Source organism: Actinospineispora acaciae DSM 45401 (assembly GCF_000620785.1).
GTDB classification, from domain to species: domain Bacteria; phylum Actinomycetota; class Actinomycetes; order Mycobacteriales; family Pseudonocardiaceae; genus Pseudonocardia; species Pseudonocardia acaciae.
Window position 1 is genome coordinate 1,741,639 of the sequence record NZ_JIAI01000001.1, and the last position, 23,143, is coordinate 1,764,781.

Consider the following 23,143-nt stretch of genomic DNA (forward strand, 5'->3'; position numbering starts at 1 on the left):
GCGTCGCCCACGATGCTGGGGCGATGGAGATCGGAATCGGCCTGCCCTCGACCATCCCCGGCACGAGTGCGCGCCAGATCCTCGACTGGGCGCGCGCGGCCGAGGAGCACGGTTTCTCCTCGTTGGGCGTGATCGACAGGCTGGTGTACGGCAACACCGAGCCCCTGGTGACGCTGGCCGCCGCGGCGGCGGTCACCACCCGGATCGGGCTGGTGACGTCCGTGCTCATCGTCCCGTCCCGCACCAACGCCGCGCTGCTGGCCAAGCAGGCCGCGACCGTGAACCACCTGTCCGCAGGCCGGTTGACGCTCGGCATGGCCGTCGGCGGGTACCGGGACGACTACGACGCCTCGGGTGTCCCGTTCCGGGAACGCGGGAAGCGGTTCGACGCGATGCTCGACGACATGGCCGGCATCTGGGCGGGCGAGCCACGCGGGTTCGCCGGGGCCATCGGCCCGCAACCCGGCATCGACAGGTCCAGGATCATCTTCGGCGGCAACAACGATCGGGCGTTCGCCAGGGTCGCGACGCGGGGCGGCGGCTGGATCGCGGGGAGCAGCGGGGTGGAGGCTTTCGGCCGGGGAGCCGAGCGGGTCCGGCGGGCCTGGACCGACCACGGCCGCACCGGGCGGCCCCGGCTGATGGCGCTTCCGTACTTCTCGCTCGGCGCCCAGGCTCGGGCGAACGCGGCGGCGTACCTCGGCGACCACTACGCGATCGAAGGCGCCCGGGCGGACGAGGTGGTCCAGAAGACGCTGACCGACGCCGAGACGCTGCGCGCCACGGTCACGGCCTACGACCGGGCCGGCTGTGACGAGCTGCTGCTGTTCCCCTGCGGCGCCGACCCCGACCAGGTCCGGTTGCTGGCCGAAGCGGTCAGGTAGCCGAGGTGCGCAGGCCCATGGCCCGGGAGGCATCGGCCGAGGCGGTGCGCAGGAGCTCGAGCTGGTGGTCCTGCTCGGAGTCGGGCAGGTGGGCGGTCAGGCCGCTGACGCTCAGGGCGGCGACGACGGCGCCGGTGTGGTCGCGGACGGGCACGCTCAGCGCGGTGACCCCGAGCTCGACGTCGTCGCGGCTGGTCGCGTAGCCCTGGGCGCGGATCCGGGCGACCTCCTCGCGCAGCTGCTCGGCGGTCGCCTGGGTCGGCGAGGTGCGGCGCTGCAGCGGGCCGGCGAGGTAGCCCTCCACCTGCTCGTCGGGCAGGGCGGAGAGCAGCAGGCGCGGCCCGGCGCCCAGGTGCAGCGGCAGCGTGCCGCCGACGCGCAGCGTGTGCGTGGACGCGTACCGCCCGTCCAGCCGCTCCACGCAGACGGCCTCGTCGCCGCGCAGGACCAGCAGGAAGACGGTCTCCCCGGTGCGCCGGTACAGCTCCTCCATGGCCGGCAGCGCGCGCTCGCGCACGCCCAGCCGGCGGGCCATCGCGCTGCCGACCCGGAACGCCCCGACGCCCAGCCGGTAGGTGCCCGGCGACGGCCGCTCCACGAAGTCGCCGGCGGCGAGCGTGGTGAGGATCCGGTGGCAGGTGCTCTTGTTCAGGTCCAGCCGGGCGGCGATGTCGCCGAGGCTCAGCTCGTCCGGGGCCTCCGCGAGCAGCTCCAGCACCGCCATCGCCTTCACCAGCACGCGGACGGGCTCGGCCGCCGTGCGCACCGGGGTTCCGTTCACCACTTCGTCACGCTACCGGCCGCTGCTCGTCGGGGACGAGCACCCCGGCGTCGGTGGCCCAGGTGACCTCGACCCGCTCGCCGACCGCGACGGACGCGCCGGCGGCGTCGCGCACCTGGCCGGCGCCCCCGCCGTCGAACCTGACCAGCACCCGGCGGAACGCGCCCTGGTAGACGACGTCGGTGACGGTGGCGGACAGGACGTTCTCGCCGGCCCGCTCGGAGGCGGCGAGCCGCAAGTGCTCGGGCCGCACGACCAGCGCCACCGGTCCGCCCGGCGCCGGTGCCGGCACCCGCAGGCCGCACCAGCCGGTGTCCAGCAGCCCGTCGCGGACCCGCCCGGTGAACACGTTGGAGTCGCCGAGGAACGTCGCGACGAACCGGGACGCGGGTGTCTCGTACAGCTCGGCGGGCGTGCCGGCCTGCTCGATGCGGCCGTCGCGGAACACGGCGATCCGGTCGGACAGGGCCAGCGCCTCGTCCTGGTCGTGGGTGACGAACACGAACGTGATGCCCAGCTCGCGGTGCAGCCGCGCGATCTCCAGCTGCAGCGACTCGCGCAGCTTCTTGTCCAGCGCGCCCAGCGGCTCGTCGAGCAGCAGCGCCCTCGGCTCGAACACCACCGCCCTGGCCAGCGCGACCCGCTGCTGCTGGCCGCCGGAGAGCTGCGAGGGCAGCCGCTCGCCGTGCCCGCCCAGGTGCACCAGCTCCAGCGCGTCGGCGACCCGCCGCGCGATCTCCGCCTTGCCCAGGCCGCGCTGCCGCAGCGGGAACGCGACGTTCTCGGCGGCGCTCAGGTGCGGGAACAGCGCGTAGTTCTGGAACACCATGCCGAGGTTGCGCCGGTACGCCGGCAGCCGGGCGATGTCCGCGCCGTCCAGGGCGATCCGCCCGGAGCTGACCGCCTCGAACCCGGCGATCATGTTCAGCGTCGTGGTCTTGCCCGAGCCGCTTGGCCCGAGCAGCGTCATGAACTCCCCGCCCTGGATGTCCAGGTCGACGCCGTCCACGGCGGGGACGTCCGCGCCGGGGAAGCGCTTGGTGAGGCCTTCCATCACGATCCGGGCTCCGGCATCGGAGGCATCGGAAACGGCGTCAGGCATGGCGGCTCCTTCTCAGCGCGGCGGCCAGGCCCAGCAGGGCGGTGGTCACCGTGATGACCACGGTGGCGGCCGCGGCGATCGTGGGGTCCACCTCGTTGGTCACCGAGGTGAACATCCGCACCGGCAGCGTCTGCAACCGGGGCGACTGGACGAACAGCGACACCACCACCTCGTCGAAGGAGGTGACGAAGGCGAACACCGCCCCGGACAGCACCCCGGGCATGATCAGCGGCAGGGTGACCCGGCGGAACGTGGCGGTGGCCGATGCGCCGAGGCTGGCCGCCGCCCGCTCCAGCGTCCGGTCGAACCCGCCCAGCGCCGCGCCCACGTTCACCGTGACGAACGGGATCGCCAGCACGGTGTGCGCGATCACGAACCCGATCGGCGTGCCGATCAGGCCCCACCGCAGGAACGCGGCGTAGACGGCGACCGCCACCACGATGCCGGGCACGATCATCGGCGCCAGGAACAGCCCGTTCAGCGGCCCCCGCCAGCGCGACGCCGTGCGGGACAGCGCGAACGCGGCGGCCGTGCCCAGCACGGTCGCGATCGCGGTGACCATCAGCGCCAGCTGGATCGACACCAACAGCGCGTTCAGCCAGCTCAGGTCGGTGAAGAACGTCCGGTAGTGGCGCAGGCTCCAGGAGCCGGGCGGGAACTGGAAGCTGTCCTCGCCGGAGAAGCTGATCGGAACGACGACCAGCGTGGGCACCAGCAGCCAGGCCCCGACCAGGAACCCGAAAGCGACCAGCGCGCGGCGCAGCCCGGCGGACCTCACGAGCCCGCTCCCCCGACCAGCCCCACCGGCGCACCTCGGGTGCGGGTCAGCCGCTGCACGCCGGCCACCAGCACCAGCGTCACCACCAGCAGGGTCACCGCCAGCGCCCCGGCCGCGCCGAAGTTCAGCATCTGGTTGACCTGCACCGCGATCAGCTGCGCCAGCATCGACTGCTGCGGCGAGCCGACCAGCGACGGCGTGACGTAGAAGCCGAGCGAGAGCACCATGACCAGCGTGGCGCCGGCGGCGACGCCGCGCAGCGACAGCGGCAGGTAGACGCGCCAGAACGCGGTGACCGGCCTGGCCCCCAGGCCCATCGCGGCGTCGACCAGCCGGCGGTCGATGCCGCGCATGGCCGTGTACACCGGCAGCACCATGAACGGCAGCATCACCTGGGCCATCGCGATGCTCACCCCCGCGGTGGTGCCCAGCAGCTTGGTGTGTCCCAGCCCGATCGCGCCCAGCAGGCCGTTCACCACGCCGGTGTCCTGCAGCAGCACCACCCAGGCGAACGTGCGCGCCATCAGCGAGGTCCAGAACGGCAGCAGCACCAGCGCCGTGAGCACCGCCCGCCACCGCCGCCCGACGATCGTCATCAGGTAGGCGTACGGGTACGCGCAGAGCACGCACAGCACCGTGACGACCGCCGCCATGCCCAGCGTGCGCAGCACCACCGGGACGACCACGCCGTCCGACGCGAGGCCCGCGTAGTTGCCGAGGCCGGGCTTCGGGACGCTCACCGACAGCCAGGCCAGCCGGGCCGCCGGGACCACGAAGAACACGGCCAGCACGACGACGGCGGGCAGCGCGAGCAGCAACAGCGGGCGGCCCGCGCGCCTTCGTCGGCCCTCGACCGGCACCGGCGCGGCGGCAGTCGCTTCGGCGGGACTGACCGACACCATGGGCACACCTCATTTCGTATTGCGAGATGCGGCATTAGTTTCACGAACCGAAATGGAGGATCGAGGGCGTGTCCGCCTTTGTCAACCCTCTGCCTGTCGCCCACGACGCCAACGTCGGGGTTGACGCGGCCTTGACCGCGAGGCATTGTCAGTTCCCACATCGTGGCTTGCGTTTTGGATTATGAAATCCAGAAGGAGGTGGTCCCCGTCCGCGACCGCAGGCTCGTCTCCGCGCTGGCCCTCGCCGTGATCGTCTCGATCAGCGCCACCGGGTGCTTCGCCACGGTCGGTGGGCAGCAGGGCGCCGCGCGCGGTGTCGTGTTCAGCAACACCGGGGGCGAGCTCGCCTCGATCTTCGCGGACACGGCCTACAAGGAGCTGGCCGGCCAGGGCATCCAGGTCGCCGAGGAGTCGCCGAACAACGAGGCGAAGCTGACCGCGATGGTCCAGGCCGGCACCCCGACCTGGGACGTCTTCTACGCCTCGCCGTACCGCACGCTGGCCAAGTGCGACGTCCTGTTCGAGAGGCTGGACATGTCCCGGATCCACACCGACGCGCTCGACCCCGACCTGGTCACCCCCTGCGGCGTGCCGGTGCTGAAGTCGGCGTTCGTGCTGGTCTACAACGCCGACAAGTACCGGGACCACCCGCCGAGGAGTTGGGCGGACTTCTACGACCCGGCGAACTTCCCCGGCACCCGGGGGATCATGAACTACGCCAAGGACGCCGGCATGGAGACGGCGCTGCTCGCCTCGGGCGTGCCCGGTGACCGGCTCTACCCGCTGGACTACGGGCGCGCGTTCGCCACGCTGGACCGGATCCGTCCCTCGGCGCGGTTCTACGACACCGGCGCGCAGCAGACCCAGGCGCTGAAGTCCGGCGAGGTCGACATGATGCTCGCCTGGCCGGGGCGCGCCTACGAGGCGGCCAAGAACGGCGCCCACCTGCGGGCCGTCTGGAACCAGCCGCTGCTCTACACCGACTCGCTCGGGATCGTGAAGGGAGCCCGCAACGTGGACGAGGCGTACCAGTTGATCAATGCCCTGACCGGGGTCCCGACCCAGGAGGCGATCATGAGACGCCAGCCGTACGGGGCGGCCAACAACAAGGCCCGGCCGTCGGCCGATCCGCTGCTCAACACGTTCGTCCCGACCAGCAACGTCACCGGCACCGAGGTGCGCCGCGACAACCGCTGGTGGGCGGGCAACCTCGACGAGGCCACCCGGCGGTGGACCGAGTGGGTCAACCGGTGAGGCTGCTCGGGTACGGCGACAGGCTGTCGGTCCCGGCGGGCGGGCGGATCGAGTTCAAGGTCAGCTGCGAGCTGGAGGAGTTCGCGCCGGTGCTGGTGCGGCTGCGCCGGGGCGGCTCGCCGATGCACGAGTGCGACCTGGTCGAGGAGGAGGTCTCCGCGGACCTGCCGGCCACGGTGCCCGGTCGCGTCCAGGTGGCTCGGGCCGGCTCCTATGTGGAGGCGTCGCTGCGATCGGCGGCGGCCGTGCACGGAGCCGGCCTGGCGGCGTGGATCTTCCCCACGAGACTGGACCGGGACCGCGAGCAGACCGTGCTCGCGCTCACCGGGCCGGACGGCGCGGGGTACCGGCTCGCGGTCACGGCTCTTGGCACGGTGCTTCGGGACGGGGACGGCACGGAGCTGGCTCGGCTCGACACCGCGCCGGTCCCGCGCCAGTGGTCGTTCGTGGCCGCGACGGTCACCACCGACGGCGACGTCCGGCTGAGCCTGCGCCTGGACGGGCGCGCCGCGGTCGCGGACTCCAGGGTCGTGCCGCCAGCGCCGTGGCGGGGCGGGGTGCTGCGGGTCGGCGCCGGGGCCAGCGGGTTCTTCAACGGCAGGCTCGCCCGGCCGGTGGTGTCCGCCCGCGGCTGGACGGCCGAGGCGACCGCGCGGCTGGCCGGCGGCGAGGACGCGGTGGCCGTCCTGGGGTCCGCCGGGGTGAGCGCACTCGCGCTGGGCCGCGCGCCCGCATCGGTCGCCGTCCCCGACGACGGCGACCTGACCGGCGGCGGCACGGCGGTCAACCGCCCGACCAGCGCCGTGCCCGGCCCGTTCTGGCGCCGCACGGAGACCGACTTCCGGCGGGTGCCCGACGAGTACGACGCGCTGCACCTGCACGAGGACGACCTCGACGACGCCGGGTGGTCCACCGACGTCGCGCTCACCCTCCCGGCAGAGCTGCCCAGCGGCGCCTACGCGCTCAAAGTCACCGCCGGCGAGCACGTCGACCGCATCCCGTTCGTCGTCACACCGCCGCCCGGCGCGGCCCCGGCCCCGGTCCTGGTGGTCCTGCCGACCTGGACCTACCTCGCGTACGCGAACTGGCGCACCTACGCCGAGTTCGAGGAGGAGCGGGTCGCGCTCTACGGCGAGCGCCGGGGCGTCGACCCGCGCGACCGCTGGCTGGCCCGCCACCCCGAGCTGGGGAAGTCCCAATACGACGTGCACACCGACGGCAGCGGCGTCGTCTACTCCTCGCGGGCGCGGCCGATCATCAACATCCGGCCCGACTACTACACGCCGACCACCCGGGGGTTGCGCCACTTCGCGCAGGACCTGTCGCTGCTCGACTGGCTGGACCGGCGCGGCGAGGACTACGCCGTGATCACCGACGACGAGCTGGAGGACGGCGGCTCCGACGCGCTGGCCGGCCACCGCGTCGTGATCACCGGCAGCCATCCGGAGTACTCGTCGGCCCGGATGCTGGACGCCTACTCCGAGTACACGCACGCCGGCGGCCGGCTGATGTACCTGGGCGGCAACGGCTTCTACCACGTCACCGCGCGCCACCGGGGGCCATCGGGGTCGATCGAGATCCGCCGCGCGCGGGGCAGCACGACGGCGTGGGCGTCCGGGGCGGGCGAGGAGCACCTGTCCGGCACCGGCGAGCCGGGCGGGCTGTGGCGCTGGCGCGGGCGGGCGCCGCAGCGGACCTTCGGGGTGGGCATGACGGCGCAGGGCTTCGACAAGGCCAGCGGGTACCGGCGGTGCGCCGACGTCGATTGGGTGTTCCACGGCGTGGACGTCGGAGTCGGAGAGGTCTTCGGCGACGAGGGCCCCGGCCTGGGTGGCGCGGCCGGCGACGAGATCGACCGCGCCGACCTCGCGCTCGGCACCCCGGCCGACGCCGTCGTGCTCGCCAGCTCCGTCGGGCACTCGGCGAGCATCGTGCTCGTCGCGGACGACCGGACGATCTCCTACGCGGTGCCCACCGAGCCCGACCCCCGCGTCCGGTCCGACATCGTGATCTTCGGCCGGCCTGGTGGTGGGGCGGTGTTCTCGGTCGGCTCGATCGCCTGGTCCACCGCGATGACGCACAAGGGCGGCGACAACGACGCCTCCCGGATCACCGCGAACGTGCTCGACAGGTTCCGCGACCACCCCGACCCGCTGGCGGCCACATGAAGATCATCGGTTATGCCGACCGGCTGTCCGTGCGGGCCGGCTCGGACATCGCGTTCTGTGTCAGCTCGGAGCACGACACGTACCGGCCGGAGATCGTCCGGTTGCGGCGCGGCGGGTCACCTCGGCACGGCGTGGCGCTGGTCGAGGAACCCGTCGAGGCCGGCCTGCCGCCTCGTGTGTCCGGCCGGGTGCAGGTCACCACGTCCGGCTCGTTCGCCGAGGCCGGGCGACCGGTCGGTCCGCTGCACGCGGTGGGGCTCGCGGTGTGGTTCCTGCCGACGCTGCCCGCCGACGAGCCCCGGCCGCTGCTCGCCGTCGAGGACCTCGTGCTGGAGACCTCGGCCGCCGGGATCGCGCTGCGCCGGGGCGCGACCTTGCTCGCGGTCCTGGACGCGCCGCCGGCCGAGCGGCGCTGGGCGTTCGCGGCGGCGACGCTGGACGCGGCCGGCGAGGTGCGGCTGTCCCTGCACCGTGCGGACCTGCCGGCCGCCGCGACCGCCTCCCACGCAACGCCGGCCCCGGTGCACGGCGCGCTTCGGATCGGCTCGGACGGAACCGCCACCGGCGGGCTGGGCCGCACCTTCAACGGCAAGCTCGCCCGACCGGTCGTCTCCGCGACCGCCTGGCCGGACGCCATCACTGCCGCGCTCGCGGCCGGCGCCGACCCGCTCGCGCTGCTCGACCCGGCCACCACCAGCGCGCTCGACCTCGCCGCCGACCCCGGCGGCACCCACGTCCCCGACCGGGGCGGGCTCACCGGCGGCGCGACCGTCCACCACCTGCCCACCCGTGGCGTCCCCGGCCCGTTCTGGACCGGCGCGGAGACCGACTTCCGCCGCGCCCCCGCCGAGTTCGACGCGCTGCACCTGCACGACGACGACCTCGCCGACGCCGGCTGGGAACCGGACCTCGCCTGGACCGTGCCCGCCGACCTGCCCAGCGGCGTCTACGCGCTGAAGACCTCCGCCGACGACGACGTCGACCGGATCCCGTTCGTCGTCACCCCGGCCCGCCACGACGCGCCGGTGCTCGTCGTCCTGCCCACCTGGACCTACCTCGCCTACGCGAACTGGCGCACCTACGCCGAGTACGAGCCGGAGCGGCTGGTGATCTACGGGGAGGCCCGAGGGATCGACGAGCGGGACCGCTGGCTGGTCGAGCACCCCGAGCTGGGCCGCTCGCTCTACGACGTGCACACCGACGGCAGCGGGGTGTGCCATGCGACCCGGCTGCGCCCGATCGTCAACCTGCGCCCCGACTACTTCACCCCGACCACCCGGGGGTTCCGCCACTACGCGCAGGACCTGCTGCTGCTCGACTGGCTGGACCGGCGCGGCGAGCGCTACGCCGTGGTCACCGACGACGAGGTCGAGCGCGAGGGCACCGCCCTGCTCTCCCGTTACCGGGTGGTGCTCACCGGCAGCCACCCGGAGTACTGCTCGGCGGGCATGCTCGACTCCTACCTCGGCTACACCCGCGCCGGCGGCCGGCTGATGTACCTGGGCGGCAACGGCTTCTACCAGGTCACCGCCCGCCACCCGGGACACCCGGACGCGCTGGAGATCCGGCGCGGCCACGCCGGCGTCGCCACCTGGGTGTCCGACCCCGGTGAGGAGCACCTCGCCGCGACCGGCGAGCGCGGCGGGCTGTGGCGGATGCGCGGGCGCGCGCCGAACCTGCTGGCCGGCGTCGGGTTCACCGCGCAGGGCTTCGACAAGGGCAGCGGCTACCGGCGGTCTCCGGCGAGCGCCGAGGCCTGCTGGGTGTTCCACGGGGTGGACGTCGGAGTCGGAGAGGTCTTCGGCGCGGAAGGCCCCGGCCTGGGTGGCGCGGCCGGCGACGAGATCGATCGCGCCGACGTCACCCTCGGCACCCCGGCCGACGCCGTCGTGCTGGCCTCCTCGGTCGGGCACTCGGAGAAGATCGAGCTGGTGCCCGAGGAGGCCGACCACGGCTACGCCGCCGCGCCGCCCGGCATCCACCCCAAGGTCCGCTCCGACGTCGTGCTGCTCACCCGGCCCGGCGGCGGCGCGGTGTTCTCCGTCGGATCGATCGCCTGGTCCACGGCCATGACGCACAACGGCGGCGACAACGACGTCTCGCGCATCACCGGCAACGTCCTCGACCGGTTCCGCGACGAGCCCCAGCAGTAAGGAGCACCGAGTTGCCCGTCACCACCACACCCGAGGTCGCCCGCCTCGCCGACCGGGCGAGGTTCGTGCGCACCGAGACCGTCCGCCTCACCCGGATCGCCGGGGCCGGCCACTACAGCGCGGTGTTCTCCTGCGCCGAGCTGTTCGCCGTCCTCTACTACGCCCACCTGCGCATCGACCCGACCCGCCCGGACTGGCCCGACCGCGACCGGTTCGTGCTGAGCAAGGGGCACGCGGCGATCGGGCTGTACCCGGTGCTGGCTGATCTGGGCTTCTTCGCCCCGGCCGAGCTGGACACCTACACCCGGCTGGGCAGCCCGTTCGGCGACCACCCGGACATGCGCAAGGTCTCCGGCATCGACTTCTCCTCCGGCTCGCTGGGGCACGGGCTCTCCATCGCGGCGGGGATGGCGCTGGCCGGGCGGATGTCCGGGTCCGACCACCGCACGTACTGCCTGCTCGGCGACGGCGAGCTGGCCGAGGGCCAGGTCTGGGAGGCGGCGATGTCGGCCGGCCACTTCCGGCTGGGCAACCTGGTCGCGATCGTGGACGCCAACCAGCTCGGCATCGACGGCTTCGTCCGCGATGTGATGGCCGCCGAGCCCATCGACGGGCGGTTCGCCGCGTTCGGCTGGCAGACCCACCGGGTCGACGGCCACGACATCCCCGCGCTGCTGGAGCTGTTCGCGAACCTTCCGCACGACGCCGACGGCCCGCCTCAGCTCGTCGTCGCGGACACCGTCAAGGGCAAGGGCGTCGCCCGGATGGAGCTGTCCCCCGACTGGCACGTCGGCAACCTGGTTGGCGCCGACTACGACGACGTGATGAACGAGCTGGAGCGCGAATGAACACCCAGGACCAGTCCGAGATCTTCAACGGCACCGCGGGCGTCGGGCTGAAGGACACCCGCTCGGTGGACGGCACCGACACCCGCGCGATCCCGGCGTTCGTGTTCGGCGAGGAGCTGGCCCGGCTCGCCGACCACGACCCGCGCATCGTCGTGCTCACCGCCGACCTGGCCCGCTCCAACCGGGCCACCGACTTCGCCGCCCGCCACCCGGAGCGGTTCGTCAACGTCGGCATCGCCGAGAAGAACATGATCACGATGGCGGCCGGCATGGCGGCGTCGGGCTACGTCCCGTTCGCGGCCACGTTCGGGGCGTTCGCCGCGCTGCTCGGCGCGGAGCAGATCCGCACCGACTGTGCCTACCCCGGCATGCCGGTGCGTGTGGTCGGCCACCACTGCGGCATGTCCATGGGCTTCTACGGCACCAGCCACCACAGCCTGGAGGACATCGGCATGATGCGCTGCATCGCCGACCTCACCGTCGTCTGCGCCACCGACGCGAACCACCTGCGCGCACTGCTGCGGCTGTCCCTGGAGCACCCCGGCGCGATGTACATCCGCCTCGGCCGGGGCCGCGACCCGCAGGTCTACCCGGACGTCCCCGAGCTGGTGATCGGCCGCGCCGAGACCGTCCGCGACGGCACCGACCTGACGATCATCGCCACCGGCTCCGAGGTGCACCCCGCGCTCGCCGCCGCGGCCGAGCTGTCCGAAGCCGGGATCTCCACGCGGGTCGTGGACATGTTCACCATCGCACCGCTGGACCGCGACGCGGTGCTCGACGCCGCACTCACCACCGGCGCCGTCCTCACCGTCGAGGAGGGCAACGTCACCGGCGGCCTGGGCACGGCGGTCGCCGAGTGCCTGTTCGAGGCCGGCGTCCGTGTCCCGTTCCGCCGCCACGGCGTGCCCGACGAGCACGTGCCCGTCGGCCCGCCCGCCGGCCTCTACGCCCACTACCGCCTCGACGGACCCGGCATCGCCGCCGTCGCCCGCGAGCTGCTCAACAGCAAGGGAACCCGCGCATGACCACCGCACCGACAGTCCTCGGCGAGCACGAGCTCGCGCTGCGCGAGCGGGCCCGCCAGGTGATCCCGGGCGGGATGTACGGCCACATGAACGTGGCGGCCTTCAGCGACGCACACCCCCAGTTCATGGCCTCCGGCCAGGGCTGCCGCATCACCGACACCGACGGGCGCACCTACCTGGACCTGATGTGCGGCTGGGGCCCGGTCGTACTCGGCCACCGCCACCCCGCCGTCACCGCCGCCGTCCGAGACCAGCTCGAACGCGGCGACTGCCTGGACGGCACCAGCCCGGTCGCCGTCGAGTTCGCCGAGCTGCTGGTGGACACGATCCCCGCCGCAGACTGGGCGATGTTCTGCAAGAACGGCTCGGACGCGACCACCACCTGCGTGACGATCGCCCGCGCCGCCACCGGCAGGCGCAAGCTGCTGGTCGCCAGGGGCGCCTACCACGGCGCGGTGCCGTGGTGCTCGCTGCGCGGGGCCGGCGTCACGGCCGAGGACCAGGCACACCTGGTGCACTACGAGTACAACGACCTCGCCTCCGCGGCGGCCGCCGCGGCCGAGGCCGGCGACGACCTGGCCGCGATCGTGGTCTGCCCGATGCGCCACGACATCAAGCGCGAGCAGGAGCTGGTCGACCCCGCGTTCGCGCGCGGCCTGCGCGACCTGGCCGACCGCACCGGCGCCGCCCTGGTCCTCGACGACGTGCGCTGCGGGTTCCGGCTGGACCTGGGCGGCAGCTGGGAGCCGCTCGGGGTCCACCCCGACCTGTCCGCCTGGTCGAAGGCCATCGCGAACGGCCAGGCGCTCGGCGCCGTCACCGGGACCGAGGCGCTGCGCGAGGCCGCCCGCTCGATCTACGTCACCGGGTCGTTCTGGTACGCGGCGGTGCCGCTCGCCGCCGGCCTCGCGACCCTCACCGAGCTGCGCAAGGGCCGCGCGCTGCCGGACATGGCCCGCACCGGCACCCGGCTGCGCGATGGCCTCGCCGCCCAGGCCCAGGCCCACGGCGTCGAGATCCGACAGACCGGCCCGGTGCAGATGCCGATGCTCTCCTTCGCCGGCGACACCGACCTGCGGATGGCCACCGCGTGGGCCGAGGCCGCCGTCGAGCGCGGGGTGTACCTGCACCCCTGGCACAACTGGTTCCTCTCCGCCGCGCACACCGACGACGACATCGACGCGATCCTGGAACGCACCGACGACGCGTTCGCGTCAGCCCGACGGCGCGGGTGAGCCCACGACGCCCGCCGCCACGACCCGGCGCATGACCGGCCGATCGGCCTTGGCCCGCCCCAGCTCGGTGAACCCCGCGGCCCGGTACGCCGAGGCGATCCCGGTCATGGCGTTGTCGGCGCCGGCGAGCCTGCCGTCCGCCGGGTCGACGGGGTAGGCGTCGACGGTGTGCTGCCCGTACCCGGCGGCGAACTCGCAGGCGGCCTCGATCATCCCGGCCTGGAGCCCTCGGCGGCGGTACCCCCGTCGCAGGTAGATGCAGCTGATCACCCACGCGGGGACGTCGTCGACCGGACGCATCACCGGGGAGCGCTGCATGCGCCGGTACTCGGCCCGCTCCCCGATCCCGACCCAGCCGACCGGCTCGCCCCGGAGGTAGCACACCACCCCCGGCGGCGGGTCGCTCGCGGCGCGCTCGGCCATCCGCTCGCGGTTCCCCGACCCCCGGCCTCGCTGCCACTCGGGGAAGGGCACCCGCCAGTGCATGCACCAGCAGCCGCGAGCGCCCCCGTTCGCACCCATGACCAGCTCGAAGTCGGCAAAGGTCCGTGCCGTCAGCGGCGCCCAGCGCACCTCGGAGTCCTCCTTCACCCGCCTGACGTTACCATCAACCGTCAAACACTGGTGACGCCGGAACGCGCCGGAAGGACCTGATCCGATGACCACCGACCCCGCCCACCCCGCGCCCGGCCGGCTCGAGCTCGTGCGGCGGTTCGCCAACACCGAGGACCGCTACGGCGGCCACGACGACCTCGCCGACGCCGACCGCGCCGCGGCCTGGCTGGCGGAGCACGACCTGCTCCCCCATACCGAGGCCGTCACCACCGCCGACCTCGGCCACCTCCACCGGTTCCGCGCCGTGCTCCACGAGCTGGCCGCCACCACCGGTCCGTCCGCCGACGCCCTCAACACCTTCAACCAGCTCAGCGCCGCCGCTCCCCAGGTCGTGCGGATCGACACCGACGAGCACGGCCGGCTACGAACCGCGCTGGCCCCACACCGCCCCGGCGTCACCGCCGCGATCGCCGAACTGGCGGCGTCCGTACACGAAGCCGTCCTCACCGACACCTGGCCAAGGCTCAAGGCCTGCGCCAACCCGGACTGCGCCTGGCTGTTCTACGACACCTCCCGCAGCCGCACCGGCCGCTGGTGCTCGATGCGGGCCTGCGGGTCCATCCACAAGGCCCGCGCCTACCGCGCCAGAAACCGACCACACTGAACAGCCCCGTCTGAGCAGGGGAATCTGGCATTCATTGTTTACGAAATTGATGGAGGACTGAACGTCAGCATTTCGCAGTGTTTCCAAGCGGGGGTCAGTTGCGGTGCACGGAGATGGGCAGCATTGTATCGAGCGATATCATGTCGAGGCCGCTGCCATCCTGGTAGTGCACTGCCAAGTACTCTTCAGCACCATTCCATCGGCGCCATAGGACTTTTGCTCGCTTGCCGTTAGCGCACGAGACGGAGTCTCCGCTTTGGGGACCGCCATCGGCCTTGGTCAAGAGCGTGTAGAACATGCGCTGCATGTTCTTGACAGCTAGGGTCAACATCCAAATGCTGAGCACGACAAGGCCGATCAAGATCATGAAAATCACGTCATTCATCGGTGGTTACCCAATCCTCTCCGATCCGTCGAATCGCCCGAACCGGATTCGACACTCCTACCCAACAGGTGTCCACACGCCCCCACGGCATTGGTGGCGTGATCTTCACTGAACTGCTCATATGAACCACTCCCTCCCGGTTTCGGTGCTGGGCAACATTTGCCATTTCGCCAGGAACCACGACCATCGGTCGCGCCAGGTCAATGCTTCATATTTGAGGTAACGACGAGTCAATATGCATTGAGACCGCCTGCTTCCGGCGGGTTGTCGATGTCGTGCGCGCCCTGCCGTTTTGCCTCCAGGTCGATCCATTCAGTTTGGCCGGTCGCGCGATGTAGAGCGCAAAGTCGCTGATCTGTACTCTCCAGTGCTCGCGCCTGCGCGCGCCCATCAGTCTTGTCTGGGGCAGTCGTCTCCTGGGTTTCAATATGAGGTCGTAGCTCATCTTCACGCTCCGATGGCGTATCGGACATCAATCAAATCGTCGAGAATTGGCGGATATGGCGCTGAGGGTCGGACTGGCAGAATCGGTCGGACCTCAAGAGCATTGAAGAGATCGACACAACGGGAGTGCCCCGGTGCCTGTCGATGCTCCTCATCTGGTGAAGCGAAATGCACCGCGTGACCGCAGATCGCCAGGACCGCAGGCTGGCCAGGAGCGATCGCGCACATCCTTCGTTCGAGGACGACGTGGTACTGGCCGTCCTCGGGGGAGTACATGAGGACGAAGAAGCCGTGCCCGTCAGTGCTTCGCGCACGCGGGCGCTGCCAGCAGGTCAGCCAGTACCACACGATGCTGGCGAAGTCGCAGAGGTGGACGCGTGCCCTGCGCAGCCGCGTGACCAGGGCAGATCCATTGGGGATCATGAAACCGAGTGAAGACCCCCGCAGATGTCATGACCAGGGCATTTGCCCGGTCGTCTAGTGCCAGACCGGTCGTTCGACCGGACTGTTGATCAACAGCAATGATTTTTCGGTACGCTGCTTGCCCCACTCGTTCACCCCGAGACGGTGAGAGGCAGCACACCGTGAGTGCTCGAACACCGGAGACCTTGCAGGACCTCCGTGATCAGGCCGGCTTCACCCAGGAGGGGCTTGCTCACCGGATGGGCGTTGAGGAGCGGCAGGTTCGCCGCTGGGAGTCGTTGACGAACCGGCCAAGCCGCCGGCACCTCCGCGAGCTCGCCGCACTCCTCGACGTAACCCAGGAGGAGCTGGAACAGCTGGTCAAACCCCGACCAACGCGCGAGCCGGCCATGTCGATCACCATGCTCGGGCGAGCGGATGGTCAGGTCCCCGCCGCGCCGCGACCAGAAGATGAGAGAACCGAATGTGGCGTACGAGACAGACGGGATGCAGACTGGTCGCAACCGTCGACTGTGGTGCTCGGTACGCAGGTTGATCAGCAGGTTCTCCCTCCGGGCGCCGAGGCGTCGAGGGAGGAGGGCGGCGTGGACAGACGAGATGCGATCAGGGCGCTCGGTGGCGCGACCGTGGGAAGTCTCGTGTCCGCGGCAGAGCCCAGCCGTCGGCAGCTGGACGAGGCTCTGCGCGCCCCGACGACCGTCTATGACGTCAACGACTGGGACCGCACCGCCCACGAGTACGCCTACCTGGTTGCTCGGCCCTGGGAATGTCGGTACGACCTGCTCTCTCGCTTGCTGGTCGACTTCGACGAGGTAAACGCTCGCTTCACGACGGCCGAGCAAGGTTGGCAACCGCGGCTCGCTGGCGTCGCCGCCCGGCTCAGTGGTCTTGCCGCGATCGTGCTGTTCACCAACGGCTACTGGAGCGACGCAGGACGGTACTGGCGCATCTCGCAGTCCGCCGCAGAGGCCAGCAACGATCACGATCTGCGCTGCCTTGTCGGCGGGCGTCGAGCGATCTTGACCTTACACGGGCCCGGAGGGCCAAAGCAGGCGATGAGCCTCGCTGACGATGTGCTGGCTATGGCCGACGGCAAACCGTCACCGGGCGCCGCAAATGCCCTGGCCACTCGCGCTCACGTGCACGCCTTGAGAGGCGATCGTGCGAACGCTAATCGCACGCTGTCGGAACTCGAACGTGTCTTTGGGACGCTGGATGACGGCACTCGCTCAGATATCACTACCTGGGGATGGTCGGAAAGTAGACTACTCGGTGCCCGAAGCTTCGTGCATTCATACACTGGGAATGTTCCTGATGCCATGAAGGCGCATGATGCTGCGTTGGCAATGTACTCGTCGCCGCTTGCACGAGGTGTGGCCCAAGTCAAATTCCATCAAGCGGCAAGCATGATGGTTTCGGGAGATGCCGCAGGTGGAGCACGCTATGCAAGTGAGGTCTACGATTCGCTCCCGCCAAGCTTGAAGAATGGTCATCTCCGCACATCCATTAGCTTTGCCTTGAGCAGGCTGCCGGAGCGGGCAGCGCGGCTCCCGGAGGTCCGCGAAGTCCGCGCGCTGGCGGCATTGCCAGCGTAGGACGTGGCAATCGCCCGAAAGGGTCAGTGCTCGCGTCCCAGGAGGATGTGCGGGTAGCCGCGGTTGATGGGCTCGCCCAGCTCGACGCCGAGGGAGGCGATGAACTCCTCCAAGCGTGTGGTGGCGTCGTCGATGTCGGCCGCGTCGCCTTTGAACTCGAACTCGACGAAGTCGCCGGCGTCCACGACGTGGTCGAAGACGACCTCGACGTCGGGGAGCTTCCACTCCTCGCGGGTCTTGTCGACGGTGATCAGCGGGGTGAAGTCGAGGGCGTCCAGTAGCCGGCGGATGGCCTCGACGTCGGCGACGTTGGTCTCGTACTCGTCGGCGTGGGTCTTCACCAGGGCGTCGATGGGGTGCCACCGCTTGTAGTTGATCGACGAGCCTCGGTCCTCGGTACGCACGCGTAGCCACTCCGAGATCGCATCTGGGGCGAGGAAGTCCCGGTGTGGTGCGTTGAAGTAGGCGTCCACCTGGCGGGTCGGGTCGCCGGGCTTGGCACCGAGGGTTTCGAGCTTGGCCTTGAGGGCGTTCGGGTCGGGCAGGGCGAACTTCTTCTCGACCTCGATGTACTGCACGGTGGTCCTTCCTGGTCAGACGGTGGCGTGAGATGCGTGGAGCAGGGCCTTCAGCTCGGTCATGTCCTGCAGGGTGAGCGGGTCGGCCAGGCTGGTGACGGTGGTGTGGATCTGGGTGGCGTCGCGGAAGCCGACGAGCGCGACGGCGTCCGAGTCGCGGTGCAGGGTATAGCCGAGGGCGACGCGCGCCATGGCGGCAGGGGTGTCGCCGAAGCGAGCGCGGATCGGCGCGAGCCGGGCGTCCACCTCGGCGAGGGCCGTAGGCCGGAACAGCGGGTCACGCGAGCGATGGTCCCCGCTGCTGAATGACTGGTGCGGGCCAGCGTGGCGACGGAAGAGGGCGCCCTGGCCGAGGGGCTGCTTGATGAGGACTCCGACGCCACGCGGGCGGGCAAAGTCGAATATGTCGGTCTCCCACGGCTGGTAGGTGGGGCTGAGGAGGTTGTACCGCGCGGTCACGATGTCCGGCTGGATGGCGTCGAACAGGCAGAGCCAGCGGGCGGTCGCGGCGGCCTCGGGCCGGTCGCTGGTGGCCCACTGCTCGGCGAAGCTGTGCGGTGCGCGCAGTCCAATCGCCCGGATCAGGCCCTGCTCCCGCAGCTCTCGCATCACGGCGACCGCGCCGTCGAGGTGCCGGTCATCGGGCCCGAAGTCGCTGCTGTGCAGGAAGTAGATGTCTAGGTAGTCGGTGGCGAGGTTGTCGAGCGTGGTGGCGAACTGGCGGTGCATCTGGGCGGGCAGGTAGGGGTGGCGGGCGGTGCCGGCGAAGTAGCCGACCTTGCTCGACACCACGACCGAGGCGCGGTCGACGCGGCGCAGCAGCCACCCGAGCAACCGTTCGGACTGGCCCAGGCCGTAGACGTCGGCGGTGTCGAACAGGGTCACGCCGAGGGCGTGCGCTCGCAGCAGGCCCTCGTAGGCAGCAGCGGGGTCGACGTCGTCCCAGCCGATCGGTACTCCTCGGTTGATGGCATGGCCGCCGATGGCCCAGCAGCCGGCGCCGATCGCGGACACCTCGATGTTCAGGCCGGGCAGGACCCGGCGGGGCACGGAGAACATGGGCGTGGTCCTCTCGGTCAGGTGCCGCACGGGTCGGCGGCGTTGATCAGCCGCCAGGTGTCGGTGGCGGCCCACCGGTCGTGTTCGCGGCGCACCAGGTCGTGGTGCTCGTCGGCGAGGTAGGGCTCGATCGCGGCGAGTGCGGCGGCGAACTGCCCGCGCAGCCCGCCGAGCAGTTCCCCGGCCAGAGCTGCGCAGTCCGCGTCGAGTGCATCGATGCGAACAGGCTCTGGTTCGGTGTGGTCGAGCAGGTTGATCATGCCGTCGAGCAGCTGGTACGCGGCGGTCTTCACCACGCCGCGCAGGGCACGGACGACCTGATGGGGCTGCCCGTCGGTGATCTTCTCCAGCGATTTCAGGGTGTAGTCGAGGGCGAAGTTCCGGTCGATCCACAGCTGCGCCCAGCGGGAGAACACCCCGATGCGCCAGTCGGCGAACCAGGCCTCGACCCGGCCCATCGACGGGTCGGCCCGTCCGGTGAGGCCGGCGGCCTCGGCGCGGCGGGTGTAGGCGGCGCCGATCAGGCACTCCATGCTGACGAGCATGTAGGAGATGCCGGTGTAGAACGGCCGGCCGGTGGTGTGCTCGGCGACCCACTCCTCGTCGCGCACGCCGTCGACGATTTCCTCGACGCTCAGCTCGGGCTGCGGGCGCAGCAGCAGGTCGGTGCGGCCCTGGAACGCGTGGGTGGCCCGCAGCTCGCCGGCGCTCATCTGCTGGTCGAACGTGATGTAGGTGAACCTCGGCGGCACTCCCAGGGCGGTGAGGGTGCGGATGGCCAGGGCGTTCTGCTCAGCGCAGGTTTCCTTGTTGAACCGGTCCAGGATGCTGGTCACGCCGGACTCGACGCCGAACAGGCAGCGCCGCATCCCGCGCTCGACCAACCCACGCCAGAGCTGGCCGCGCTCAACGTGCCACGCGAGGTCGCGGTCCACGCGAACGACCTGATCGACTCGGCACGACGTCTCCCACGAGAACCCTGCTTGCGCGAGGATGTCGGCGACCCGCAGCGCTCGCGCGACCGCGTCGTCGCCTCGTCCGATGAACTCCTCGTCGACCAGGTAGACCGTGCGCGGGATCCGCGGATGCCGGTCGAACACGTGGCCCATCTCGGCGAGCAACCAGCGCAGAGCCTTCAGGTCGGAGCTGGCCCACTGTCCTTTGTGCCCGCGCGGACAGAAGCTGCAGTAGTTGGTGCACCCGCGCGAGGCCTCCAGCTGGGCGACGCCCTTGGCCTCGAAAGTGACGTCGAGCAGGTCCAGCTCGGGCCACATGTCGGTCTGCAGCCGGTTGGCCACCGTGGCGGTCCGCCGGACCCGCCCGATCGTCAGCGTGCCCTCGCCGCGCGCTGAGCCGCGATGGCCAGCGCCGCGGATCTCGTTGAGCTCGAGATCGCCGTGCCAGTGGGCGAGCACGTCGGCGATGGTGGGCTCGCCCGCGCCTCGGCCGATGATCAGTTGCGGGTAGCGGTCGAGCAAGAGCCGCTCGTTGCGCACGGTCAAGCTGCCACCGGCCACGATCAACGGCGGCTTGTCCAGTTCGGATACCGCGTCGAGCAGGCAGGTCATCAGGTCGTGCTGGCCGAAGGTGGCCGAGATCCCCAGAATGTCGACCTCGCCGGCGAGAACGCGGCCGATGATGTCGTCGAGCGTGGCGCCGAGCTGCATGTCCATCAGCTCCGCGCGGCCCAGCAAGCTCGACCGCGCGGCGCGTGCCAGGTCGGAGATCGCGAGCGGGAAGCGCGGCAGCGGGAAGTTCTCCGGGTGATACAGCGCGGCGAGCAACAGCCGAGGCCGCAGCAGCCGGTAGCGACCGTCCGGGGTGATCGTGGCGGTGGACAGCCACCCAGACGGATTGGCGATGCTCAGCCGACCGGTGGTCCAGGCCGGCCAGGACCGGGCTGCGTGTGGCTGCCCGGACAGGTCCGCCGCCGTCCAGACATCGTCGCCGCTGGCGGTGTTGGGTCCGATGAGAACCAGGCGCCGATCGAGCGCGCCGGTCACGACGGTCGTGTGGCCGGGGCCGAGGTGCTCGGCCAGCACGGCGTGGAGCTTGTCAGGCTGGGTCACCGGCAGCGTCCCCGCCCCGGACGCCAGGGACTGAATGTCACCGGTGGCGTGCGCGACCGCGTACAGCAAGCGCTCACGCGGGGACAGAAGAACCTGGGTCATCTCCGACCTCCAGCGGGATCTGCGACATGGCCTGGAGCGTGTGCAGCCCGCTGGGAACAGCTCACGAGGGCGCGAAGTACCCACGCCGGAGCTGCGGTGTTGTTACTGTCCCGAGAGGGCCGCCGGAACCCAGCGTGCGGAGCCGCTGGGCTCGCGGCGAGACCTCCGCTGTTGCCGCACCAACCCAGCAACAGCCGCAACAGCCACAGGCAGAGGGCGGGGCCATGGCCGACGCCAGCGAGCTAGCCCGCACCATGTTCGGCGCGGCACTACGTGCACACCGGACACAGGCCCGGATGTCGCTGCGCGAGCTCGGCCGCGCCATTCACTACGACCATTCCCGGCTCAGCCGGGCCGAACACGGCGAGCACCTGCCCGCGCTGGACTACGTGCGGTCGATGGACGCCGCGCTCGGCACCGGCGACTTGCTCACCACCCTGCACCGGCTGGCCGAACAGGCAGACCAGGGCCGAACGCCCCCACCGGCCCGCGCCGTCGTACCCAGCGAGGGCGACCCGCCGACGGCTACCGTGGAGCTGCGACTGCCGGACGGAAGGGTCATACGCGTGCCGCTCTCTCGCCGCGATCTCCTGGCCGCCGGGGGCCTGATGGCCATGCTGCCCGGCCTGCTCAACCCCGACGAGATCGACCGGCTCCACAGGGCGATCGACCGCCCACGTCAGGTCGATGACCGCGTCGCCGGCTACTTCGAGCGGCTACTCGCCGAGCACTACACAGCGGACAAGATGCTCGGCCCAGCCGACCTACTGCCCGTCGTGCACACCCAGTTCGCCACCCTGGACCAGCTACGCCGCGAATCCACCCCCCGCATGCGCGCACTTCTGACGCCCATCCAGGCCCACTACGCCGAGATGGTCGGCTGGCTGCACCAAGACGCCGGCAACACCCACTCCGCCATGTGGTACTCCGACCGCGCCGCCGAACTGGCCCAGATCGCCGGCGACCGGCAGATGGCCGCGTACATGCTCATCCGCAAGAGCAACATCGCCTACCGAGCCGGGGACGCCGCCCGCGCGACCGACCTGGCCGCCGCCGCCCAGCACAACCCGGACGGCATCGACACCAAGATCCTCGCCCTGGCCAGCCAGCAAGAGGCCCGAGGCTGGGCCATCACCGGCAACTACGACCGCTGCCAGCCCAAACTGGACAACGCCGCCCAACTCCTCGCCGCCGCCGGAACCGACCCGCCGCCGGGCGTACCGGCATACATCCACCACTACGGCACCGACACCCTCGAAGACCAGGCCGCAACCTGCTTGCGCGACGTCGGCCGCATAGACCAGGCCATCACCATCTACCAACGCAAGATCGACGAACTCCCAGCTGGCTACGACCGAGACCGGGGCTACCGGATGGCCAAGCTCGCCATCGCATACGCCCACGACCACCAGGTCCACGAAGCCGCCACAGTCGGCCTGCAAGCGCTCACCCTCGCCCGCCAGACCGGCTCCGTGCGGACGGAGAACGAACTGCGACCATTGACGACAATGCTGACGGCCTGGCGCAGCGATGCTGAGGTCGCCACTCTTATCGAGGCTCTGCGCTCCGGTGACCTGATCTAGGTGTGATGTCCAGAGAACGTTCTTTTCGAGAATGCCTTCCCGCGATGACGCGCGAGCTCATCGGCGGCTAGGCGATCGCACCGGGGCCGTCGACGGATACCACCGCATCCGGCGAGACGGCCGTGGCGCACGTGGCGCAGACCAGTTCGGCGGCGACCTGACCGCCGCACTGTTCGTGCACCAGCAGGCGCGGCGCCCCGTGCGGCGGCGGGTGGTACCGATCCCCCCAGGCGATCATCGCGGCGAGCACCGGCCACAGGTCGCGGCCCTTGCGGGTCGGCAGGTACTCGAAACGCACGGGCTTGTCGTGGTAAGGCCGCTGGCAGAGCACGCCGGCCTCGGTCAGCCGGCCCAACCGATCGCTGAGCACGTTCGACGCGATCCCCAGCGACTCCTGGAACTGCTCGAACCGAGTCTCGCCCGCCAGGGCATTGCGCACCACCAGCAGCGTCCAGCGATCGCCCACCACTTCCAGGGTCCGCGCGATCGAGCAGTTGATCTCGGGGTAGGTCCGGGGCAGCACCCGGCCCAGTCTAGCCAGTCACTTGCATGA

21 protein-coding genes are annotated in these 23,143 nt (G+C 71.0%); 10 read left to right on the forward strand and 11 right to left on the reverse strand.

What is annotated here, in order from left to right; translation table 11 throughout:
- Nucleotides 1-23 precede the first annotated feature (23 nt).
- Nucleotides 24-884, forward strand: a complete 861-nt coding sequence (locus N912_RS0108400) for an LLM class flavin-dependent oxidoreductase (protein ID WP_028922094.1) — start codon at nt 24-26, stop codon at nt 882-884.
- Here the strand turns inward: N912_RS0108400 and N912_RS0108405 are convergent.
- From N912_RS0108405 to N912_RS63325, 4 genes are read right to left on the reverse strand one after another with little or no spacing between them, the layout of a single operon-like run.
- The gene (locus N912_RS0108405; protein ID WP_028922095.1) at nt 877-1,668 is read right to left on the reverse strand and encodes an IclR family transcriptional regulator; all 792 of its coding nucleotides are present in this window, start codon (nt 1,666-1,668) and stop codon (nt 877-879) included. The two genes, N912_RS0108400 and N912_RS0108405, sit on opposite strands and share 8 nt — an antisense overlap.
- A gap of 4 nt (nt 1,669-1,672) precedes the next feature.
- Complete coding sequence (locus N912_RS0108410; RefSeq protein WP_028922096.1) at nt 1,673-2,767, reverse strand: ABC transporter ATP-binding protein; 1,095 nt, start codon at nt 2,765-2,767, stop codon at nt 1,673-1,675.
- Nucleotides 2,760-3,545, reverse strand: a complete 786-nt coding sequence (locus tag N912_RS63320) for an ABC transporter permease (protein WP_051579836.1) — start codon at nt 3,543-3,545, stop codon at nt 2,760-2,762. Before N912_RS63320 ends, N912_RS0108410 begins: the two co-directional genes overlap by 8 nt.
- Nucleotides 3,542-4,447 (reverse strand): ABC transporter permease, encoded by a 906-nt coding sequence (locus N912_RS63325; protein ID WP_037063018.1) that lies wholly within the window; start codon nt 4,445-4,447, stop codon nt 3,542-3,544. Before N912_RS63325 ends, N912_RS63320 begins: the two co-directional genes overlap by 4 nt.
- Before the next feature lie 198 nt (nt 4,448-4,645).
- On the opposite strand from N912_RS63325, the gene N912_RS60060 reads away from it, so the two are divergent.
- Genes N912_RS60060 through N912_RS0108450 form a run of 6 tightly spaced genes read left to right on the forward strand, consistent with a single transcriptional unit; the run spans nt 4,646 to nt 13,133 of the window.
- Nucleotides 4,646-5,701 (forward strand): extracellular solute-binding protein, encoded by a 1,056-nt coding sequence (locus N912_RS60060; protein ID WP_051579837.1) that lies wholly within the window; start codon nt 4,646-4,648, stop codon nt 5,699-5,701.
- Nucleotides 5,686-7,869 carry a N,N-dimethylformamidase beta subunit family domain-containing protein gene (locus N912_RS0108430; RefSeq protein ID WP_156993267.1) on the forward strand — a complete coding sequence of 728 codons (2,184 nt, stop codon included), beginning with the start codon at nt 5,686-5,688 and terminating at the stop codon, nt 7,867-7,869. Before N912_RS60060 ends, N912_RS0108430 begins: the two co-directional genes overlap by 16 nt.
- Nucleotides 7,866-10,022 (forward strand): N,N-dimethylformamidase beta subunit family domain-containing protein, encoded by a 2,157-nt coding sequence (locus tag N912_RS63330; RefSeq protein ID WP_051579838.1) that lies wholly within the window; start codon nt 7,866-7,868, stop codon nt 10,020-10,022. The genes N912_RS0108430 and N912_RS63330 overlap by 4 nt, the downstream gene beginning before the upstream one ends.
- 11 nt (nt 10,023-10,033) lie before the next feature.
- Complete coding sequence (locus N912_RS0108440; RefSeq protein WP_028922100.1) at nt 10,034-10,870, forward strand: transketolase; 837 nt, start codon at nt 10,034-10,036, stop codon at nt 10,868-10,870.
- Nucleotides 10,867-11,898 (forward strand): transketolase family protein, encoded by a 1,032-nt coding sequence (locus tag N912_RS0108445; protein WP_028922101.1) that lies wholly within the window; start codon nt 10,867-10,869, stop codon nt 11,896-11,898. Before N912_RS0108440 ends, N912_RS0108445 begins: the two co-directional genes overlap by 4 nt.
- Nucleotides 11,895-13,133, forward strand: coding sequence for an aminotransferase class III-fold pyridoxal phosphate-dependent enzyme (locus N912_RS0108450; RefSeq protein WP_028922102.1), 1,239 nt, complete (start codon nt 11,895-11,897; stop codon nt 13,131-13,133). Before N912_RS0108445 ends, N912_RS0108450 begins: the two co-directional genes overlap by 4 nt.
- Here N912_RS0108450 and N912_RS0108455 read toward each other — a convergent pair.
- On the reverse strand, nt 13,113-13,724 hold the full coding sequence (locus N912_RS0108455) for a GNAT family N-acetyltransferase (protein WP_051579839.1): 612 nt from the start codon (nt 13,722-13,724) through the stop codon (nt 13,113-13,115). The genes N912_RS0108450 and N912_RS0108455 overlap by 21 nt on opposite strands.
- 67 nt (nt 13,725-13,791) lie before the next feature.
- Between N912_RS0108455 and N912_RS65080 the strand changes: the two genes are divergently transcribed.
- A complete protein-coding gene (locus N912_RS65080) occupies nt 13,792-14,352 on the forward strand; it encodes a CGNR zinc finger domain-containing protein (protein WP_051579840.1) in 561 nt (186 codons plus the stop codon).
- A 94-nt stretch (nt 14,353-14,446) separates the two neighbouring features.
- On the opposite strand, the gene N912_RS0108465 is transcribed toward N912_RS65080, so the two are convergent.
- Entirely contained in the window at nt 14,447-14,737 is a 291-nt protein-coding gene (locus N912_RS0108465) for a hypothetical protein (RefSeq protein ID WP_028922105.1), read from the reverse strand.
- 230 nt (nt 14,738-14,967) lie between these two features.
- The gene (locus N912_RS63335) at nt 14,968-15,210 is read right to left on the reverse strand and encodes a hypothetical protein (RefSeq protein WP_156993269.1); all 243 of its coding nucleotides are present in this window, start codon (nt 15,208-15,210) and stop codon (nt 14,968-14,970) included.
- 555 nt (nt 15,211-15,765) lie between these two features.
- Between N912_RS63335 and N912_RS61900 the strand changes: the two genes are divergently transcribed.
- Nucleotides 15,766-17,199 carry a helix-turn-helix transcriptional regulator gene (locus N912_RS61900; RefSeq protein ID WP_169747834.1) on the forward strand — a complete coding sequence of 478 codons (1,434 nt, stop codon included), beginning with the start codon at nt 15,766-15,768 and terminating at the stop codon, nt 17,197-17,199.
- 23 nt (nt 17,200-17,222) lie between these two features.
- Here N912_RS61900 and cyaB read toward each other — a convergent pair whose 3' ends face one another.
- Genes cyaB through N912_RS0108485 form a run of 3 tightly spaced genes read right to left on the reverse strand, consistent with a single transcriptional unit; the run spans nt 17,223 to nt 21,007 of the window.
- A complete protein-coding gene (cyaB, locus tag N912_RS60070) occupies nt 17,223-17,777 on the reverse strand; it encodes a class IV adenylate cyclase (protein ID WP_051579841.1) in 555 nt (184 codons plus the stop codon).
- A gap of 15 nt (nt 17,778-17,792) precedes the next feature.
- Nucleotides 17,793-18,836 (reverse strand): aldo/keto reductase, encoded by a 1,044-nt coding sequence (locus tag N912_RS0108480; RefSeq protein WP_156993271.1) that lies wholly within the window; start codon nt 18,834-18,836, stop codon nt 17,793-17,795.
- 17 nt (nt 18,837-18,853) lie between these two features.
- A complete protein-coding gene (locus tag N912_RS0108485; protein WP_245645205.1) occupies nt 18,854-21,007 on the reverse strand; it encodes a B12-binding domain-containing radical SAM protein in 2,154 nt (717 codons plus the stop codon).
- A gap of 224 nt (nt 21,008-21,231) precedes the next feature.
- Here N912_RS0108485 and N912_RS50360 point away from each other — a divergent pair, with 224 nt between their 5' ends.
- Nucleotides 21,232-22,590 (forward strand): helix-turn-helix domain-containing protein, encoded by a 1,359-nt coding sequence (locus N912_RS50360; RefSeq protein WP_169747835.1) that lies wholly within the window; start codon nt 21,232-21,234, stop codon nt 22,588-22,590.
- Between the two features lie 67 nt (nt 22,591-22,657).
- Here the strand turns inward: N912_RS50360 and N912_RS0108495 are convergent, their stop codons facing one another.
- Complete coding sequence (locus N912_RS0108495) at nt 22,658-23,113, reverse strand: winged helix-turn-helix transcriptional regulator (RefSeq protein ID WP_028922109.1); 456 nt, start codon at nt 23,111-23,113, stop codon at nt 22,658-22,660.
- Between the last annotated feature and the right edge of the window lie 30 nt (nt 23,114-23,143).

Coding starts and splice junctions, on each gene's coding strand:
- N912_RS0108400 (WP_028922094.1), top strand. CDS start 24: ATGGAGATCGGAATCGGCCTGCCCTCGACCATCCCCGGCACGAGTGCG.
- N912_RS0108410 (WP_028922096.1), bottom strand. CDS start 2,767: ATGCCTGACGCCGTTTCCGATGCCTCCGATGCCGGAGCCCGGATCGTG.
- N912_RS63325 (WP_037063018.1), bottom strand. CDS start 4,447: ATGGTGTCGGTCAGTCCCGCCGAAGCGACTGCCGCCGCGCCGGTGCCG.
- N912_RS63330 (WP_051579838.1), top strand. CDS start 7,866: ATGAAGATCATCGGTTATGCCGACCGGCTGTCCGTGCGGGCCGGCTCG.
- N912_RS0108445 (WP_028922101.1), top strand. CDS start 10,867: ATGAACACCCAGGACCAGTCCGAGATCTTCAACGGCACCGCGGGCGTC.
- N912_RS0108450 (WP_028922102.1), top strand. CDS start 11,895: ATGACCACCGCACCGACAGTCCTCGGCGAGCACGAGCTCGCGCTGCGC.
- N912_RS65080 (WP_051579840.1), top strand. CDS start 13,792: ATGACCACCGACCCCGCCCACCCCGCGCCCGGCCGGCTCGAGCTCGTG.
- N912_RS0108465 (WP_028922105.1), bottom strand. CDS start 14,737: ATGAATGACGTGATTTTCATGATCTTGATCGGCCTTGTCGTGCTCAGC.
- N912_RS63335 (WP_156993269.1), bottom strand. CDS start 15,210: ATGTCCGATACGCCATCGGAGCGTGAAGATGAGCTACGACCTCATATT.
- N912_RS0108480 (WP_156993271.1), bottom strand. CDS start 18,836: ATGTTCTCCGTGCCCCGCCGGGTCCTGCCCGGCCTGAACATCGAGGTG.
- N912_RS0108485 (WP_245645205.1), bottom strand. CDS start 21,007: ATGACCCAGGTTCTTCTGTCCCCGCGTGAGCGCTTGCTGTACGCGGTC.
- N912_RS50360 (WP_169747835.1), top strand. CDS start 21,232: ATGGCCGACGCCAGCGAGCTAGCCCGCACCATGTTCGGCGCGGCACTA.